The sequence below is a fragment of the Sphingopyxis sp. genome (assembly GCF_034380315.1).
Lineage (GTDB): Bacteria > Pseudomonadota > Alphaproteobacteria > Sphingomonadales > Sphingomonadaceae > Sphingopyxis.
On record NZ_JAXMPB010000002.1, the window covers coordinates 82076 to 100296 of the forward strand.

Below are 18221 nucleotides of genomic sequence, written 5' to 3' on the forward strand. Positions count from 1 at the left end.
ATCGTGACGGCGCGGCTTCGGCCTATCGCAAGAGAGGGGCCGAAAGCGGGACGACAACCCTTTCGTCGGTGTAAAGGAACCGGGTAAAGCCATCGTTTCCGGGCTCTCCCAGCGCGACCAGCCGATCGTGCGTATCGAAATAGAGAGATGTGCCACCTTCACCCGCGACGCCAAGGACGTAGCGATCACAGGTGCCGGCACTAGCCGGGCAGGGACTTTTGACCGGTCCTGTCACAAAACCGGCCTTTCGGCCCTGGCTGCGTATGTTGGTGAGTGTTTCGACAACGGTAAGCGGCATCCGGTGCGCCGCACCCGCACCGGGCACCATCCCCAGTCCGGCAAGTTCGGCCCCAACCGACGCGGGCAGGCCGGGCGATGAGCCATATACGGCCCAGGGAAGCCGCCGCCAGCGGCCGTTTTCGTGATCGAAGCCGACCACGCCGTTCGCATCGGCAAAGCCCGGCGATGGCTCCTCGCTGCTTTCCATGCGCATGGCATCGGCAGTCGCGTCATAAACGACCCGGGCCCTTCCGCCGCTGTCGCTGACGATCATCGTTATGCCGCAAATCGTATTGCGGACCTCGATTTCGTCGAATGCCGCCCACGCCTGTTTGTCGGCACTGACATAGGCCTGCACTTCCAGCCTCACCTTTCCGGGGGTGCCGGGCGCGGTGAAGGTCAGGCCATCGATCGAGCCTCGCTGGGCACGCAGTTTCAGCGGCGGCAGTTCTCCGCCTTCGCCGTCGGTAAAGGCCAGCCGGATCTGCCCGGTCCCGCCCTTCGCCACGCAGCGCGGGCCGGTAAGGCTGATTTCCCGGGCATTCGCCACGAAGCGGGCTTGGGCCGGCTCGGTTTGCGCGGGACTGGTATCGGCGACGTTCGTTGCGCGCGCGAACAATGTCACCTCTGCGCCCTTTGGCAGAAAGGTACGGCGAAAGATGTCCTTGTCGAGCCAATCGCTTTCGACGGCCAGGCCGACGTGCTTGGGGGCGCTGCGGCGGTCGATATCGAGCGCGAAGTCGATCAGGCGGCTGCCGGGATGGGCGCCATCGGTGGGCGGCGCCATCAGGCTCGCATCCAGAACGGCGTAAAGCCCCGTGGCGGCGAGCGGCGCAATCGTCTGTGCGCTGCCGAACAGTCCTGGGGAACGGGTGGGAGCCCGTACCTTCAGCTTCGGTAGCGCGCCATCGGGGCCATAATAGCCCGGCTGGGTCGCGCGATGTCCCACGATCTGGCCATAGATATCGCGCAGCGTGCTTCCCTGCTTGCGCAGATATTGATCGAGCCAGCTGATCCCGGGGTCCATGGCGGTCAAGGTGAAGTCGTCCGGGCGACCGAGAAGCTTGATGACAAATGGCTCGGGCGCGTCGGGCCCCAGCGTCCGGAACATCCAGTACCAGAAATGCCCGCGATCATAACCGCCGGCGGTCACGTCGCCGAGAGGCAGATGGTAGGACGCGCCGCGGGGAAAGCGCAGGCGACCGGTCTTGAAGTGCGCGAATTCGACCCCGGCCGCTTCGGCGATGCCTTCCCCGACCCAAAGCCTGGCTTGTCCATCGACAAACGAACTGTTCGTCATTTTTCCGATCAATGTCTGCGCGAAATAGGCATGGAACAATTCATGTCCCACGATATTGACAAGGCCGTCCCGATAAAATGGATCACCTGTCGCGCAGAATACGTCAGGCGCCGAAAATGCGACGGCTTCGGAAAAGACGCTGTAATATCCGGGATTGTTGCGAAGCTCCGGATGCGCATCCAGCCGGCTCACGAGGGCGACATAGCGGCTGCGGTCGTCGCTCTTGTCGAGCCGCAAAGGGCTGTAGGCGCGTGCCTCGAACCAGTCGCGGGCACCGTCGAGCGTGGCCAGCAGATTCCGGATTTCAACCTGTTTTCCGGTACAGTCCGGAACCGGCGATTCGAACACGGGCGTCAGCGCGCAATCGACCTGCCACCGGTCACTTTCGAAACGCATCGGTTTTTGCACGTCTGTGCTGGCGCCTTGCGTATAGGCTTCGACGCAATCGGCGGCATATGCCATAGGGGGCGAACCCAGGCTCGCCAGGATCGCCACCGCTCCGGCCAGGCGCTGCGCATGTCTTGTCATCGAAACGTCCCCGATCCGTCGTGCGCGATCAGCTATGCGGAACGATGAAGTTCAGCTTCACCATCGCCTCGCTCGGCGATTGTTCGATCACGACGACCGACAGGCTGCGGCCGTCGGCGTGCTTGCCCTCGATCAGTGTCTCCTTGTTGTCGCGGACAACCGATGTTTGCGGCGGGCCCGGATCGAAACCGAACTTCCGCATCGACTGTTCATGAAAGGCCGCAACATCCGCTGGAGAAGCGCCTGCCGAGTACAGGAGCATTCCGGACCGGCGCAGGCTGTTGTCGCCGAAAGTCGCGGTCGCATAGCGCCCACCGGCATAGGTTTCGACGAAATCGGGCAGATTGTCCCGAGGAATGGGCCGCTCCGCTGCCGCGCTCTTGACCGTTTCCGCGATTCCCGTCGCTGCCGTTTCGGTTGCGCCAGGCGCCTGGTCGCTATTCCCGCATCCGCCGAGAATGACGATCACCGCGACCGCTCCCAAAACTCTTGCCATCTTGCTGCTCCCACTGCCGGTTCCCGGCCGATCGCTGAACCGCCCAAGCCTAAGGAATGACGCCGAAAACTTCGGCGTTCGATGGACGGCCTTTACGAATCAGGGGGAAGGAATGTCATACCCCATTGAGGGTATGCGTGGTTCCGCCGCCCGAGCCTGCGTCAGGCAAGCGAGAAAGGGGAAGGGATAAAAGCTAGCAAAACTAGTCGGTTAAGATCATGTATCGCAATGGGTGCACGCCTGCAAAACTTGTTGGAGCGGTGGAACGACATGCCTGACGATATGACCGTCGGTGATCAGATTGCCCGGTTGGCCTCCGGATCGGATGCGCCGCTTGCTGCGGGTTTTTGGGCGAACGGCGCATCCGAAAAGACGGCGATGCCCCACGCGGCCCTCGATGCGCGCTTCGAGATCGGTTCGGTGACGAAATTGTTCACCGGAACGCTTTTCGCAATGATGGTCGAGGCCGGCGACGTCGACCCCGAAGCGCCGGTCGACGACGTAACCGGCTGCCGGCTGGCATGGGCCGACCGTGCTCCCACGCTGATGGAACTGGCCACGCACCAGTCAGGATTGCCGAATACGGCTGGCGCCTTGTGGTGGCGCGAAGCCGTGGTGGCGCTGGGATGGTCGGTCAAGGACCCTTGGCGCGGTGTCGATGCGGACAACTATCGGTCCATGCTGGCGGTCGCTGCGCGCAAGGCGCGCGCCGGTCGGCGTGCCCGATACTCGAGCATGGGCATCGGGCTGCTCGGAGACGCGCTCGCCGCCGCGGGCGGGACGGCTTTCGATCGTTTGCTGGCCGAACGGTTGCTCATCCCGCTCGGCATGCATCGCACCGGCTTCGACAGGCCCGGTGAGGAGCCGGACGTGGTCACCGTCGGCGTGAATCGCAAAGGTCGGAAAGTCCCTTATTTGCGCGACCACATGCCCGCCGCCGGCATGTTGGCTTCGACCGTCGATGATCTCATCCGTTTTCTGCGCGCGGCATTGGGCGATGGCCCTGAGGCCGTTGTGGCCGGAATCCGCCGTGCGCAGACGCCCGTTCAGAAGTTTGGGGACATCGACATCGGTTGTTGCTGGTTGGTTGCCGATAATGAACGCGGTCGTGTCGCCTTTCACAACGGCGGGACCTGGGGTTCTCAAGCCCATCTTTCGGTGGCGCATGACCGTATGCGCGGAGCCGTGCTGTTGTCCGGAACCCACCGCGACCTTGACAGCATCGGAGGAAAATTCGTCGACCGTCCCTGAGTGTCCGCGTGGCCATGTAGTCGCTGCGTGGGCGTTTCGCCGCATGTGACCGCGGGCGGGGCCATCCCGGCAAGAAATGGCATCGCGTAGGCCGGTCGACTGGATTTGGCGGACAGGGTGGGAGTGTCACGCCCAAATCCTATCCAATTGATTTTCTTGACTCTTCTGACCCAGTCAACGCTCGCTCCGTACCACATCTCCGTACCTGCCTCAATCGGCAGCATGTTTTTTTCATAGTTTGGACGCCGCAACGTGTGCTGCTATCTTCGCCGCAGGGCTTTGGCGCGCGCTGCGCGCAATCGAATCCGGGCTTGATAGCGGGTTGCGAGGGCAAGTTTGGAATGGGGCAGGGGGTAATGTGATGGCTGATCACCATGATTAGGGATCGCGCCCACCTCCTAGAGTACGTCGCCACCGCAGGTAGGGGGTCGCACTATGTGTACCTGCTCCGGGTGCCTGATGGCGTCGAAGCCTTCGGCGCATTGGGTACTCCGTTTTATGTGGGCATCGGCCAAGGTGCGAGGTTGTTCGCGCATGAAGAGGAAGCTCGCGACCTCGGGATATCAAACGCCAAGCTAGATACGATAAGGTCCATCTGGGCGCGGGACGAGGAGGTGATCCGGACGATTGATAGCCTCCACACGGCGGAGCCATGGGATCGGGAAGAAGAGCTGATCAACGCCATTGGGCGGTTGGCCGACGGAACGGGGCCGCTTACGAATGCTCAGTCCTATGCTCGGTCAGTGAAGATGAGCGGAGTAGAGCTACGCAAGTACGCGACGGAGCACGCTGCCTCTGGTGACGTGGCATCAATCCCAGCCAAGTTCAAACTGCGCTCGACAAGGCTGATGGCCGGACCTGTTGAGCCTGCCTCTCGCACTAGCGTATTCGGCAAGATATTCACCGTGCTTGAAGCGAACCCGGGGATCACCGGCAGTGAACTGATCCAACTTCTTGCCGCTCTCGATTTCAGCTCGAACAGGTCCGCATATACGCAGAGCGGTCAGGTTTCTGGGTCTTGGCTCGCAGGCTACATAGAAGGCGGCTTTCGATCCGATCGATTGCACATTCAGCTGTTTCGCCCGTAAGCGCCACGGCGGATCGCGCTAGCCCGAACGGCCATCATCGCCCAAGGCTCGGCGCGCTTTGAGTTCCGGCACGACGTACGGCTCTGAAACGCCGTCAGACAGGGTGACAACGACGGGGCACCATGTCCGCAGAAACTGACCGAAGGTCGCAGCGAGCGAATGAATGAACTGCTCGGGGGTATCGACTTCTTCATCAAAGCGCAGAACCACGGGCAAGAACCATACCGAAGAAAGGGTGTAGGTCGATATTCCTTGCTCGGAGAGGACATGATCCGTTTCGACGAGGAGCTCTTGCCGGTATTCTTGAATTGATGAATGCGACCGGAGCGAGCGATCTCGTTCGGTTGCCCGAAGCGCCGCGAGGATCATAGCCGCATCCAAAACGTGAGGTCCGACTTCATCAGCCTTGAGGAACATGCTGGCGGTATGAGCTTCACCCGGTTCCGCGCTGCGGTTGCCGTGGAGCAAGGTCGAGGGCACCCACTCTTCCTGATACCCCTTGCGGACGAGCGCCTCGCGTTCTGCCAAGCTCTCGCGCTGCCACCACGTAAACAACTGCATGCATCCGCTCGCGACGGGAATATTCACAGTATGCAGAATGGGCGTCAACACGGTGCCGTCGCGCTCCAATGTATCCCGGAAGGCCTCTCTCGCGCTATTCCATTCGGCGCGCTTCTGTTCGCGCGCCAAAACTCGCGCCCGCTCGCGCTTTTCAAATCCATTCATCTGTGCCTCGTTGCTTAAAGAAAAAAGCAGGGCGCCGGACGGGCGAGGAAAACCCTATCGGCACTTCGAAATCAGATCGCGCAGTATCCGCTACTGTTGCTAGCGACAACCCAAAGTGGTCCGCAGTCGCCCTGATCCGCGCTCCGCCAGCCTTGCGCCAATCCTTCAAGCTCCCGCGAGCTCTCTTTTCTCCACCCGCTGGATCGCCGCGCGGCTGACACCGTAGGCTTTTGCGAGGGTGCCCAGTGACGCCCCTTCGGCCCGCTTAGCGCGTACCTCGGCCTCCTGCTGGTCGGTAAGGGAGCGGGGTCGTCCTAGGGCTCTCCCTTCGGCCTTGGCGCGGGAGAGGCCCGCTTGGGTCCGCTCGACGAGTAGGTCGCGCTCAAACTCCGCCATCGCGCATATCACCGTCATGACCATACGGCCCGCTGCGCTCGTGAGGTCTACCCCGCCTAGGGCGAGGCAATGGACGCGGACACCATCCGCCGACAGCCTGTCAACGGTGGCGCGGACGTCCATCGCATTGCGGCCTAGCCGGTCGATCTTCGTCACCACGAGGACATCGCCATCCTCAAGTCGATCTATCAGCCGCGAGAAGCCATCCCGCTCCATTGCCGGGATCGACCCCGACACCGTCTCCGCGACAACGCGCTTGGGGTCTAAGGAGAAGCCAGCCGCCTCCAGCTCGCGGACTTGGTTGTCGGGTGTCTGGTCAGCAGTGCTGACGCGGCAATAGGCGAACGTACGGGCCATGCTTGAAGCTCCTGTATCGAAAACATGGCTCGTATATAGAAGTGTATTGAAATGCCTGTCAACCTAGTTTCCGATACAGAAGCGGCGGATGACTCGAAACCGTTCCTTTTCGATCCAGCTATCCGGCGCCTGCATCCTGATCGATCGCCGGCTCTTGAACGCCGAGAGAGCCCGGACGGAGGGGCTCGCCTCTTGTCCATATCTGAGTCAGTTGCCCGAACGAGTCCACGAGAAGAAATAGTGGCGAGTCCAGCCCGGCGTAGCGGAAGCTACTCATGTCACGCACAGGAGAAACGCGATGCGCATGGTCGACAAGATTCGCTCGGTTCTTGCTTCACTCGGAGGCGAAGCCACGCTTCAAGCCATCTATGACGAGATTGCTCGTCAATTTTCGATACCCGTTCCGTCTTGGAGGCAGGCCGGAATCCGGAAGGAAATCCAGCGTCATTCGTCCGCATCCGCTCTTTGGAATGGCGCTCGGCCCGATTACTTCTACAGCGTTCACGGCAAGGGCAAAGGCGTGTGGGGTCTGCGGTAGATCGGTGCCCCGGTGTCGGCCGATGGTTGGCACCGAGTGAACATGGGACGACGCGAACTCTCGAGCGCCAGCGGCCGCCCCATACACGCCCCGGCACGGGGGGAATGCCGGAACGACCGCTTACGCTATCCCGCCTCAGATATTTTTGAGATTTTGTGGCGGCCCCCTCAGCCCGCCGTAGGCCAGGAACGTCACAGCTGTGCCGAGAAAGCGACTGTTAAGGGTAAGCACGGCAAACGCAAAGGGGAGTTGCGGCGCGATCAGGCCGATCAGATGGAGCATTGCCGTCGTCCTACTTCGTCCGCTCGCGCGGTACCGGCCGCACGGGGTGGAACAGGCAGTTCGAACTGCAGCACGCCGCCACCTGTTCGCGCCACGATCCCCAGCCCTTGGCGAACGGGTCGTAGATGCACGCCTTGCAATGGGCGTTGATCGCGCTGCGGAGCGAGGCGCGGGAAGTCGATGTCATTTGAGTATTCCTACTGGCGCGCGAAGGTGTCCCTCTCGGTCATCGGGCGGGGCCTTGCAGGCATGGTTTCGGTTCATGGGATGATGCCGAGCGGAGCCCGCTCGACGGACAATCAATCGACCCCTGAGGGCAGGTTTCTTTGTCCCATAGTCCTGAGTAAATAGTCCTGACTATTTGCCATTCTCAGGCCCGCCAGAGCCGTTTCCGGCCGTATCACTGGGGTAGTAGCCGGCGCATGCTGTCGCCGCTCCACGAGTCCAGAAACCGCCGTAACGGTGGCTCAGGAAACCACCGCTTCCGGCGAACGGATCAAAGCAAAACTTGCCGCGCCCGGCCGCTGCCGACTAGTAGTCGGGTGAAGGGGGAATCGGTTCGTGAATCATCAAGCGCTTTCAGCATTTATCTGGTCGGTCGCTGATCTGCTGCGAGGTGATTACAAGCCCGCCGATTATGGCTCGGTCATCCTGCCGTTCACGGTGTTGCGGCGGCTCGATTGTGTGCTGGCGCCCACGAAGGCCGAGGTGCTCGCCGAAATGGAGCAGCGCGAGAAGGCGGGCCTCAACCCCGAGCCTTTCCTGCGCCGCAAGTCGGGCGCGAGCTTCTTCAACACCTCGACGATGGACCTGCAAAAACTGCTCGGCGATCCCGACAACATCGCGTCGAACCTGACGGCTTATCTTCAGGGCTTCTCCGCCGAGGTGCGCGACATCTTCGAGAAGTTCGAGTTCCACAACCAGATCGACAAGCTCGCGCGCGCGAAGCTGCTATTCCTTGTCACCGAGAAGTTCGCTGGGATCGACCTGCATCCGGACAAGGTTCCGAACAGCCAGATGGGTCTCGTTTTCGAGGAGCTGATCCGCAAGTTCGCCGAAGCCTCGAACGAAACCGCCGGGGACCATTTCACGCCCCGCGAGGTCATCTCGCTCATGGTCAATCTGCTGTTCGTCGAGGACGACGATGTGCTGTCCAAGCCGGGCGTAGTGCGGACGATCTACGATCCGACTGCGGGCACCGGAGGGATGCTGTCGGTTGCAGAAGAGCATCTTGCCGACCTCAACCCCGCCGCGCGACTGACGATGTCGGGGCAGGAACTGAATCCGGAATCCTACGCGATCTGCAAGGCGGACATGCTGATCAAGGGGCAGGACGTGACGAATATCGCGTTCGGCAACACCCTCTCGGACGACGGCCACGCTGGTGCTACCTTCGACTATATGCTCGCGAACCCGCCCTTCGGGGTTGAATGGAAGAAGGTCGAGAAGGAGGTCCGTCGCGAACATGAGCAGCAGGGCTTCAACGGCCGCTTCGGCCCCGGCCTGCCTCGTGTGTCCGATGGGTCGCTTCTGTTCCTCATGCACATGCTTTCGAAGATGCGGCCTGCAGCCGAAGGCGGCTGCCGGTTCGGCATCGTGCTCAACGGTTCCCCGCTGTTCACCGGCGGGGCAGGAAGCGGCGAAAGTGAGATCAGGCGGTACATGCTGGAGAATGATCTGGTCGAGGCGATCATCGCACTGCCGACAGACATGTTCTACAACACCGGCATCGCGACCTATGTCTGGATCGTGTCGAACCGGAAGCCCGCCAACCGCAAGGGGCAGGTGCAGATGATCGACGGCTCGGGCTTCTGGCAGAAGATGCGGAAATCGCTCGGATCGAAGCGCAAGGAACTGAGCGCCGAACATATCGGGCAGATCACCCAGTTGTTCGGCCGCGCCGAGGAGGCCGAGATCGCCGCCGTGATTGATGCCGATGGCAAGGAAGTCGCGCGCGAGATCGTGTGGGCAGGCGAAAAGGCCCCCGAGGCTCCGGAGGGCGGGAAGGTAAAGCTCGCGCCGCTGGCGCGGCTGTTCGCCAACAGCGCCTTCGGATACCGCACGATTACCGTCGAGCGCCCTCAGCGCGACGAGAATGGTAAGCTGGTGCTGGCCCAACGCGGCAAGGCCAAGGGCAAGCCGCAGCCCGACAGCGCCCTGCGCGATACCGAGAATGTCCCGTTGGACGAGGGTGTGGACGCCTACTTCGCCCGCGAAGTCCTGCCCCATGCCGAGGACGCTTGGATCGACGAGAGCAAGACGAAGGTCGGCTACGAGATTCCCTTTAGCCGCCAGTTCTACGTCTTCGAGCCCCCCCGGCCGCTGGAGGAGATCGACGCGGACCTGAAACAGGCGACTGATCGGATCATGGCGATGATTGAGGAACTGGCGGCGTGAGTTTTCCGGCCTATCCGAGCTATCGGGACAGCGGGGTCGAATGGTTCGGCTCGTTCCCAAGTCATTGGACAATATTGCCGCTCAAGTGGCTGCTTGTCGGCAATGACGGCGGCGTTTGGGGCGACGATCCTGACGGTGAAGATGATACGCTGGTACTTCGGTCGACCGAGCAAACGGTAGATGGGCAATGGCAGATCGACGACCCAGCAGCGCGGAAACTATCTGCCACTGACCGTAATAAGGCGTTGTTGCGTGCGGGCGACCTTCTCGTAACAAAATCAAGTGGAAGCGCGCTGCACATAGGCAAGACCACTCTTGTTGACGCTGAGGTCGCTGATCTGGGTGCTTGTTATTCAAACTTCATGCAAAGGCTGAGGCCGTCAGCGCGGGTTTTGCCTCGCTTGGCATGGTATCTTCTCAACAGTCAGGTTGCTCGTAAGCAGCTGGATTTGCTGTCGAACTCAACAACGGGCTTGGCTAACCTAAACGGGACGATGCTTGGTCTGCTCGAAACGCCACTTCCGCCACTCCCCGAACAAATCGCCATCGCCGCCTTCCTCGACCGCGAGACGGCCAAGATCGATGCCTTGGTGGAGGAACAGCGGCGACTCATCGAGTTGCTCAAGGAGAAGCGGCAGGCCGTCATTTCCTACGCCGTGGCCAAAGGGCTCGACCCGGCGGTGCCCATGAAGGATTCCGGCGTGGAATGGCTGGGTGACGTTCCGGCGCATTGGGAGATGCGAAGGATTGCGCTACTTTTTCGTCAGGTAGCGGAAGCAGGTACACAAGAGCTGCCCATCCTCAGCGTGTCGATACATCACGGGGTCTCAGACGATGAGATTCCCGACGATGAAATGGAACGAAAGGTCGTGAGGAGCGAGGATCGTTCAAAATACAAGGCAGTCAGGCCAAATGACCTTGTCTATAACATGATGAGGGCTTGGCAGGGCGGTTTCGGGACTGTCAAGGCGGACGGTTGCGTAAGCCCCGCCTATGTGGTGGCGCGCCCTATCGGCGAGCAGGACACTCAGTTCGTTGAATGGCTGTTGCGGACGCCGATGCTTGTCGAAGAAATGCGTCGACGATCTGTTGGCGTCGCCGACTTTCGGCTCCGCCTATATTGGGAAGAGTTCAAGGATATTGTGATCCCGGTGCCGCCGCTTTGCGAGCAACGCCAAATCGTAGATTCAGTACAGAAGGACATTCAGCGTTTTGACGCACTTGCAATTCAAGCCGATACCGCGATTGCGCTGCTTCAAGAGCGCAGAGCAGCTCTAATTTCTGCGGCGGTTACGGGCAAGGCTGACGTTCGCGGCCTAGTGATCAAACGCGCGGAGGCGGCATGACGGGCACCTTGGGGCGCTCTCTAGAGCTCTACTACATCGATGGGCGCCCAGACGGGATGCTAACGGCGGAACTGTTCAATTGGACGGGCCATGTCCTGATGGCTCCCCGCACACAGATCGCCGACGCGCTGGTCCGAACCGAGGCCAGTTACGCGGGGGTTTATCTGCTGATCGGCGAACAGGAAGGCGAGCCACGAGCTTATGTCGGCGAAGGCGAGGACATCTCATCGCGCATAAAGAGTCACGACGTCAGCAAGGAATGGTGGACGAGTGCCGTGCTCATTACCGCCGCCGCCAACAAGCTCAACAAAGCCCATGTTCGTTATCTGGAGGCGCGGTTGATTGCCGAGGCGCGCGCCATCGGCCGGGTGCCACTCGACAATGGCACCAACCCTGTTCCCGCCATCTTGAGCGAAGCAGACATAGCGAAGATGGAGGCCTTCCTTGAGAATCTCCTCATCGTTCTGCCAGCCGTCCGGGTCGATATGTTCATTCGACGGACGCGGCCGCCTGCTAAGCCTTCTTCGCCATCGCAGGCACTATCGCCACCGGATGGGTCATCGCGGGTAGAGGACGCGCAGGGGTTCATTCTTGAAACGAAGAAGCACGGCCTGCGCGCCACCGCACGGCTGAGCGATGGTGAGTTCATCGTTGAGGCTGGGTCGCGCGCACGGGAGGCATGGGTCGGGCCAGTCGGTCATAATTACGCCCAGCTGCATGCTGAGCTGGTTCGCGCAGGAACGCTGAAGATCGACAGCGGGTACAGCATCTTTACCGAAGATTATGTATTCAAGAGCCCGAGTGCAGCCGCAGCGACGGTGAACGGGCGCCCCTCAAATGGCCAAGTAGAATGGCGCACCGAGAACGGCGGACTGACTTACCGTGACTGGGAAGCGCGAAAGCTTGGCACGGTTGCGGGACAGTGAGGGGCGAAGAATGAAGCAGCGGCTTCACGAAGAGATCACCTTCGAGAACGAAGTCTGCGACGCGCTGGCCTCGAAACGCTGGCTATACCAGTCCGGCGACGCGCAGGCTTATGATCGCAAGCGCGCGCTGTTCCCGGCCGATCTGGTTGCGTGGGTGCAGGAAACCCAGCCCAAGGCGTGGGAGAACCTGAGCAAGACTCACGGCGCGGCCGCCGAGACGATCCTGCTCGACCGCGTTCGCAAATCGCTCGACGACCGGGGCACGCTCGATGTGATCCGCAACGGCGTCGACACCATCGGGGTGCGCGGCACGATGGCGCTGGCACAGTTCAAGCCCGCGATGGGAATGAACCCCGAAATCGTCGCGCGCTATGCAGCCAACCGGCTGCGCGTTATCCGGCAGGTCCGCTACAGCCTCGCCAATGAGAACTGCATCGACCTTGTCCTGTTCCTCAACGGCATTCCGGTCGCCACAGTGGAGTTGAAAACCGACTTCACCCAATCGGTGGAGGATGCGGTGAACCAGTATCGCTTCGACCGGCTGCCGCAGCAGAAGGGGCATGAGCGCGAGCCTCTTCTGAGCTTCCCGTCGGGCGCGCTCGTCCACTTCGCAGTCTCGAACCGCGAGGTGATGATGACGACGAAGCTGGCGGGGCCGAACACCTTCTTCCTGCCGTTCAATCAGGGCGACGGCGGCGGCAAGGGAAATCCGACGCCGCCCTTCGGGCACCCGACGGCATACCTGTGGGACCGCGTGTGGCAGCGCGACAGCTGGCTGGAACTACTCGGCCGCTATCTCGTCACCCAGCGCGACGAGAAGAAGAATATCCGCTCGATCATCTTCCCGCGCTATCACCAGCTCGACGCGACGCGGAAGCTGCAGGCGGCGGTGCTCACCGAGGGCGTCGGCGGCAAATACCTCGTCCAACATTCGGCCGGATCGGGCAAGACGAACTCCATCGCCTGGACTGCCCATTTCCTGTCCGAACTCCATGACGACAGGGACGAGAAGCTGTTCTCCACGGTGATCGTTGTGTCGGACCGCCGTGTTATCGACGGGCAGCTGCAGGACGCGCTGTTCGATTTTCAGCGCACGACCGGCGTCGTCGAGACGATCAAGAGCGACAGCGGTAGCAAGAGCGGCCAGCTCGCCGACGCGCTGAAGGCAGGCAAGAAGATCATCGTCTGCACGATCCAGACCTTTCCCTACGCGCTTCAGGCGGTGCGCGATCTTGCGGCGACCGAGGGCAAGCGGTTCGCGGTTATTGCGGACGAGGCCCACAGCTCCCAGACCGGCGAGGCGGCGGCGAAGCTGAAGGAGGTGTTGTCACCGGAAGAGATCGAAGAGCTGCAGGATGGCGGCGAGATCGATACTGAAGACCTCCTCGCGGCCCAGATGGCGGCGCGCGCGAGCGACAAGGGTGTGACCTATGTCGCCTTCACCGCAACCCCGAAGGCGAAGACGCTTCAGCTATTCGGGCGTCCTCAGGGACCAGAAGGGCTCCCTGCGCCGTTCCACGTCTATTCGATGCGGCAGGCCATCGAGGAGGGTTTCATCCTCGACGTCCTGAAGAATTACACGCCGTACAAGCTGGCGTTCAAGCTCGCGCACGGTGGTGCCGAGATGGACGATGCCGAGGTCGAGCGGTCGGCAGCCGTCAAGGGCATCATGCAGTGGGTCAGTCTGCACCCTTATAATATCGCGCAGAAGGTCCAGATCATTGTCGAGCACTTCCGCGAGAATGTGCAGCCGTTGCTCGACGGTAAAGCTAAGGCGATGGTCGTGCTGGGCAGCCGGAAAGAGGCCGTGCGGTGGAAGATCGCGGTCGACAAATATATCCGCGCCAAGGGCTATCCGCTGGGGACGCTTGTGGCCTTCTCGGGCGAGGTTCATGATCCTGAATCGTCGCCCGATCCGCTCACCGAGAGCAGCCGCGAGCTCAATCCGAATCTGAAGGGCCGCGACATCCGCGACGCCTTCAAGGCCGACGACTATCACGTTCTTCTAGTAGCAAATAAGTTCCAGACTGGATTCGACCAGCCGCTGCTCTGTGGCATGTATGTCGACCGACGGCTTGCAGGCGTGCAGGCGGTGCAGACGCTGTCGCGGCTCAATCGGGCCCATCCGGGCAAGGACACGACCTATGTCCTCGACTTCGTGAACAGCGCGGACGAGGTGCTCGCTGCGTTCCGAACCTATTACGAAACGGCCGAACTCGAAGGCGTCACCGATCCGAATCTGATCTTTGACATGCGGGCGAAGCTCGATGCCGGGGGCTGGTACGACAGCTTTGAGGTCGACCGCGTCGCAACCGTTGTGATGGACCCCAAGTCGACCCAAGGTGATCTTGCGGGCGCCGTCGGCCCTGTCGCGGATCGGCTGCTGAAACGCTTCGCAGCCGCGAAGGAAGCGAAGGTACGCGCCGACGAGCTGGAGGATGAGAAGGCTGCCGGGGCGGCGTCGGACGAGATGAACGCGCTCGCGATGTTCAAGGGCGACGCACAGACCTTCATCCGCATCTATACCTTTCTCAGCCAGATGTTCGATTACGGGAACACCGACATCGAGAAGCGATTCCTGTTCTTCAAATATCTCGTGCGCCTGCTCGACTTCGGCCGGGAGCGCATTGTCGTGGACGTGTCGCAGCTGCAGTTGACCCATCACACGCTGAAGCAGCTCGGGAAGCAGCCGATGGCACTTGGCGGCGATGCCGAGAAGATCAAGCCGGTTGACGGCGCGGGATCGGGGTCGCTTCAGGAGCGGCAGAAGGCGCTGCTCCGCGAGATCATCCAGCGGGTGAACGACCTGTTCGAGGGCGATCTGACCGACGGTGACCAGCTCGTCTATATAAATGAAGTCATCCGGGGGAAGCTGCTCGAATCGGACGAGCTCGTCACGCAGGCGAAGAACAACAGCAAGGCGCAGTTCGCCGCATCGCCCACACTCGACAACGAGCTGCTCAACGCCATAATCGACGCGCTCGACGCGCACCAGAAGATGAGCCAGCAGGCGTTGGGCTCTGAGAAAGTTCGGGCCGGGCTCAAGGACATCCTGCTCGGTCCTGCCCAGCTCTATGAAACCCTTCGCGGTTCGGCGGACGAGAATGAGCACGAGGCGGTAGGCTGAACGATAGCTGCTCCCTGCCCATTCTTACCGTTCCCAGTAATGGCTAAAGGTGCCCCCGAGGGAGCGGTCGTGGTGGAGATGGAGTTCATCCCACCGATCCTTGCCTTCAATAGCGCCAAGGGCTCCCCCACCTCCGCCTGAGCACGCTCCCGAACGGCATCAGAGGTCCAGCCAGAGATGATGGGCCAGCTTCCGATACCCGTCTGCTTCTTCAACGTCGCCCAATGAGCCATGAGCATGGCGTGACCGAGCGTCGCCTCGGCAGAACGGGGAACGATGAAGCTGTCGTGGACGGGTAGGCAGCAGATGTCCCTGAAGCGCATGAAACCCAATACCGTCGAGGCGATCTGGCTGTCGAGATATTGGAGTTCAACACCGCGCCCCTTCCGTAGCCATGACGATATGGGCGCATGCTGCATCTCGATCTGGCGGATCAGCTTGGCGTAGCTGGTGCCCTTTGGGAGCATTGCGCGGACGCCATCGGGGGCCTTGAGCCTGCGCGGACCGTCGACATTGACGAGCTGGTTGAACGCCACCTTGATCGCGCTTCGCACATTGGGGCCGCTGATGTCCTCTACGTGATATGGATCGATGCCGGGCGCCAGCGGGATACCTTCGAGATGATAGCAGAAGCGCGGATGCAGGGCGGCGAAGTCCAGTTCCACCGTCTCCTCGCCATCGATCAGCAGGCGGCGGCGATGCGCCGACGGAATCCGCTGCCACCAGCCGCCATAGAAGCGGCCGCCGTGGTCCCACCGTTCATTGTTGAAAACGCGGTAGAGGCGACGGCTTCGCTGGTCGGCCATGTCGGCCGGATCGTCGTTTGCCTGAACCGGCAGTTCCGAAGGAGCAACGGCCTGCGGTTCGATGTCGATCCTGAACTGGTCCAGAAATGCATTGTACGCCTGCAGCTCTGTCCGCAGGGCGAGCGTTGTATCTGTGTCGGAATAGGGAATGAGCCGCTTTGGACCGCCCCAGCGCTCGGCGGGCGCCTTCAAGCGTAGTAGCTCGGTCCAGTCGGCGGCGCCGAGCGATGCCGGAGAAACGCCGCTGTCCTCCAATAGCGCGGCAAGCTTCGCGCGAGCCCGGATACGCGAACGGAAACCGCTCCCGCCGCCAAAGCCATTGCGTGAGAATGATCCCCGCCGATGATCCGCCAGCCCAGCAGCGCCGAGGAAGTCGGCTACGGTCGTTGCCGTTAGCGTGCTGACGTCCGGGTGCAGGTAGCGGCGAAAGGTGGGACCGTAGTCGTCATTACGGCGCGAGTAGGCCAGCCATCGATCCTCCTCGGCCCTGTAGGTCGCGTAGAGGGCCAGCACGACCGCCCCGAGCACCTCGCGGAGCTTGCGGCGATCTACGGCCCTTCGCTGCCGCGAACGGGCCTCACGGGACTCCAGCAGGGCTAGCAAGGCATCGAGGGCAGCGGGCCAGCCCGGAGCATTACAGGTCCGGTCCCACGGGATCGGACGACTGTCTTCGAGATGGCTGCGGTCGCGCTGCGGTGGCGCGTCAGAAGGAGCAACAGACATAGTCGGTACCAGCGGCGGCTCTAGCCGACGCCAGCGACGTCATAGCGTGGTAGCTTCTCAACAGCTGCGCGCAGGTTCTCCAGCGGCTGCTTCCCGTACTTTTCACCCTCGGTGCGGGGGACGTGCCCTTGAATAGCGTCGCGCTCCTCCGCCGGGATACCCATCGACCGAGCAACGGTCTTGAAACGGTGGCGCCAGCCGTGATTCGGCTGTGGCGTAGTGACGCCAAGTGATCGGACCCACGAAGCTAGCTTAGATGCACGCTGCTTCGGGAGCGGATTGACGTTCGAGCCACCGCTTTCGGGAACATCATAAAACAGGGGAGTGGGGTCGTCCGCCTTCGCGAGTCCAAGCACACCCTGTTCGATCAGGTGCGAGTGCACGGGTACGGAACGTGCCTTGCTGTCCTTTGTGCTGCCAGCTTCGGGGGTGATGCGAAATACCCACACGCCTTCTTCTTGCCGGATGTCCATCGCGCGCAGCTGCGTAATCTCGCCGACGCGGGCGCCGGTATAGGCACAAATCCAAGGCACCCAGCGGCGGGCCAGCCGGTGACGCGCGGGCAATGAACTCGGATGCTCCGCCATTGCAGCCTTCAAGATCAACCTTGCAGTGTCGTCGCTGTGGTCCTTGTCTCGCGTTTCGGCTGCCTTCGGACCTCGCACCTTGAGGGCGCTAGCTGGGTTCGCGGGGATCAACCCATCGTCATAGGCGAGGGTGAAGCAAACCCTCACCGCAGGGAGATAACTGTCGGTGACTGTCTTCACCGCCAACCCGCGAGCCACGAGGGCTTCGGCCCAGCCGGTGAGGTCGTTCCGTTTCACGCGAGTCACGTCGTCGTGGCCAATATGATTCACAAATTGAAAGACTTGCGGTCGCCACTTGCTAATCGTTCGAGGGCTCGCGGTGCCGGACCCGGCGTATCGCTCAAACAGCCCCTTGATGGAAACGGCTGCCGAAGGAGCGGCTTTGGGCCTCGGTAGGGGTGCCGGAGCGATTGTGGCATCGGAAGCCGGCAAAGACATGAGTACAGGATCGACGGCGGTGTCACCACGGGCTCGTCGTTCGGCGCGATGTAATAGGGCTACATAAAGCTCAGCGAGCTCGTTCAGCAGCGTCGCTGCGCTGTCCTCCGTTAAGCGCAACCCTCTTTCTTCGAGGAGTTGGTCGCGTTCGTCGAGGAGAGTAGGGCCGGGGACGAAGCGAGATTCCCCCGTATTGCTGTCGAACTCCTCGTCAAAAAGACTTTCCCGTGTTGCTTCCCAATCGATTTCGTGGCCGTGCCACGCCGACGGTGCATCCTCCTCCTGCGCTGCTGCTGCCCGGTACCAATCGGCGGCGAGGGCCTTAGCCTGCTGGCGCGAAAGTCGGACCAAGCCGACCCGTTGCTGCTTGAGAAGGTCGATCGCCGATTCGATCTTCGCCCGCCAAGGCATATACTCGGCGAGCGCCTGTTCATGAGTCAGATGTGCGGGCCATGTCGCCTTCTCTTCGCGTTTCCCATATGCCGCCCGAATCCCCTCAGGGATTTCCTTGCGCCCCTGCCACAGCCCCGTCTTCGACCGCTTGAGGCCCACGCGCGCAATACCCATTCCGTACCTGCCTTCCGTACCAGATTGGCCGGAAGAACCTTGAAAAATCAACATACTGCTGAA

At 61.6% G+C, this 18221-nt stretch carries 15 protein-coding genes; 7 read left to right on the top strand and 8 right to left on the bottom strand.

The window, feature by feature from the left end:
- Positions 1-22: 22 nt before the first annotated feature.
- Positions 23-2107, bottom strand: coding sequence for a hypothetical protein (locus tag U0S50_RS03415; protein ID WP_322307366.1), 2085 nt, complete (start codon positions 2105-2107; stop codon positions 23-25).
- A 28-nt stretch (positions 2108-2135) separates the two neighbouring features.
- Positions 2136-2603: a hypothetical protein gene (locus tag U0S50_RS03420; protein WP_322307367.1), complete on the bottom strand. Its 468-nt coding sequence runs from the start codon at positions 2601-2603 to the stop codon at positions 2136-2138.
- Positions 2604-2873: 270 nt separating this feature from the next.
- Here U0S50_RS03420 and U0S50_RS03425 point away from each other — a divergent pair, with 270 nt between their 5' ends.
- A complete protein-coding gene (locus tag U0S50_RS03425) occupies positions 2874-3854 on the top strand; it encodes a serine hydrolase domain-containing protein (protein WP_322307368.1) in 981 nt (326 codons plus the stop codon).
- A gap of 437 nt (positions 3855-4291) precedes the next feature.
- Positions 4292-4942 (top strand): GIY-YIG nuclease family protein, encoded by a 651-nt coding sequence (locus tag U0S50_RS03430; RefSeq protein WP_322307369.1) that lies wholly within the window; start codon positions 4292-4294, stop codon positions 4940-4942.
- 18 nt (positions 4943-4960) lie between these two features.
- On the opposite strand, the gene U0S50_RS03435 is transcribed toward U0S50_RS03430, so the two are convergent.
- On the bottom strand, positions 4961-5668 hold the full coding sequence (locus tag U0S50_RS03435) for a hypothetical protein (protein ID WP_322307370.1): 708 nt from the start codon (positions 5666-5668) through the stop codon (positions 4961-4963).
- Between the two features lie 165 nt (positions 5669-5833).
- A complete protein-coding gene (locus U0S50_RS03440; protein WP_322307371.1) occupies positions 5834-6421 on the bottom strand; it encodes a recombinase family protein in 588 nt (195 codons plus the stop codon).
- A gap of 298 nt (positions 6422-6719) precedes the next feature.
- Here U0S50_RS03440 and U0S50_RS03445 point away from each other — a divergent pair, with 298 nt between their 5' ends.
- Positions 6720-6959 (top strand): hypothetical protein, encoded by a 240-nt coding sequence (locus U0S50_RS03445; RefSeq protein WP_322307372.1) that lies wholly within the window; start codon positions 6720-6722, stop codon positions 6957-6959.
- A gap of 135 nt (positions 6960-7094) precedes the next feature.
- On the opposite strand, the gene U0S50_RS03450 is transcribed toward U0S50_RS03445, so the two are convergent.
- Both U0S50_RS03450 and U0S50_RS03455 read right to left on the bottom strand, forming a co-directional pair.
- Complete coding sequence (locus U0S50_RS03450) at positions 7095-7241, bottom strand: hypothetical protein (RefSeq protein WP_322307373.1); 147 nt, start codon at positions 7239-7241, stop codon at positions 7095-7097.
- Between the two features lie 10 nt (positions 7242-7251).
- Positions 7252-7428 (bottom strand): hypothetical protein, encoded by a 177-nt coding sequence (locus tag U0S50_RS03455; protein ID WP_322307374.1) that lies wholly within the window; start codon positions 7426-7428, stop codon positions 7252-7254.
- A 374-nt stretch (positions 7429-7802) separates the two neighbouring features.
- Between U0S50_RS03455 and U0S50_RS03460 the strand changes: the two genes are divergently transcribed.
- The 4 genes from U0S50_RS03460 to U0S50_RS03475 are packed head-to-tail and all read left to right on the top strand — an operon-like array spanning position 7803 to position 15037.
- Complete coding sequence (locus U0S50_RS03460; RefSeq protein ID WP_322307375.1) at positions 7803-9638, top strand: class I SAM-dependent DNA methyltransferase; 1836 nt, start codon at positions 7803-7805, stop codon at positions 9636-9638.
- Entirely contained in the window at positions 9635-10984 is a 1350-nt protein-coding gene (locus U0S50_RS03465; RefSeq protein ID WP_322307376.1) for a restriction endonuclease subunit S, read from the top strand. Before U0S50_RS03460 ends, U0S50_RS03465 begins: the two co-directional genes overlap by 4 nt.
- Complete coding sequence (locus U0S50_RS03470) at positions 10981-11910, top strand: GIY-YIG nuclease family protein (RefSeq protein WP_322307377.1); 930 nt, start codon at positions 10981-10983, stop codon at positions 11908-11910. The genes U0S50_RS03465 and U0S50_RS03470 overlap by 4 nt, the downstream gene beginning before the upstream one ends.
- Positions 11911-11920: 10 nt before the next feature.
- Positions 11921-15037, top strand: coding sequence for a type I restriction endonuclease subunit R (locus U0S50_RS03475; protein ID WP_322307378.1), 3117 nt, complete (start codon positions 11921-11923; stop codon positions 15035-15037).
- Here the strand turns inward: U0S50_RS03475 and U0S50_RS03480 are convergent.
- Positions 14983-16566, bottom strand: a complete 1584-nt coding sequence (locus tag U0S50_RS03480; protein WP_322307379.1) for a hypothetical protein — start codon at positions 16564-16566, stop codon at positions 14983-14985. The two genes, U0S50_RS03475 and U0S50_RS03480, sit on opposite strands and share 55 nt — an antisense overlap.
- 20 nt (positions 16567-16586) lie before the next feature.
- Positions 16587-18158, bottom strand: a complete 1572-nt coding sequence (locus U0S50_RS03485; RefSeq protein ID WP_322307380.1) for a tyrosine-type recombinase/integrase — start codon at positions 18156-18158, stop codon at positions 16587-16589.
- Between the last annotated feature and the right edge of the window lie 63 nt (positions 18159-18221).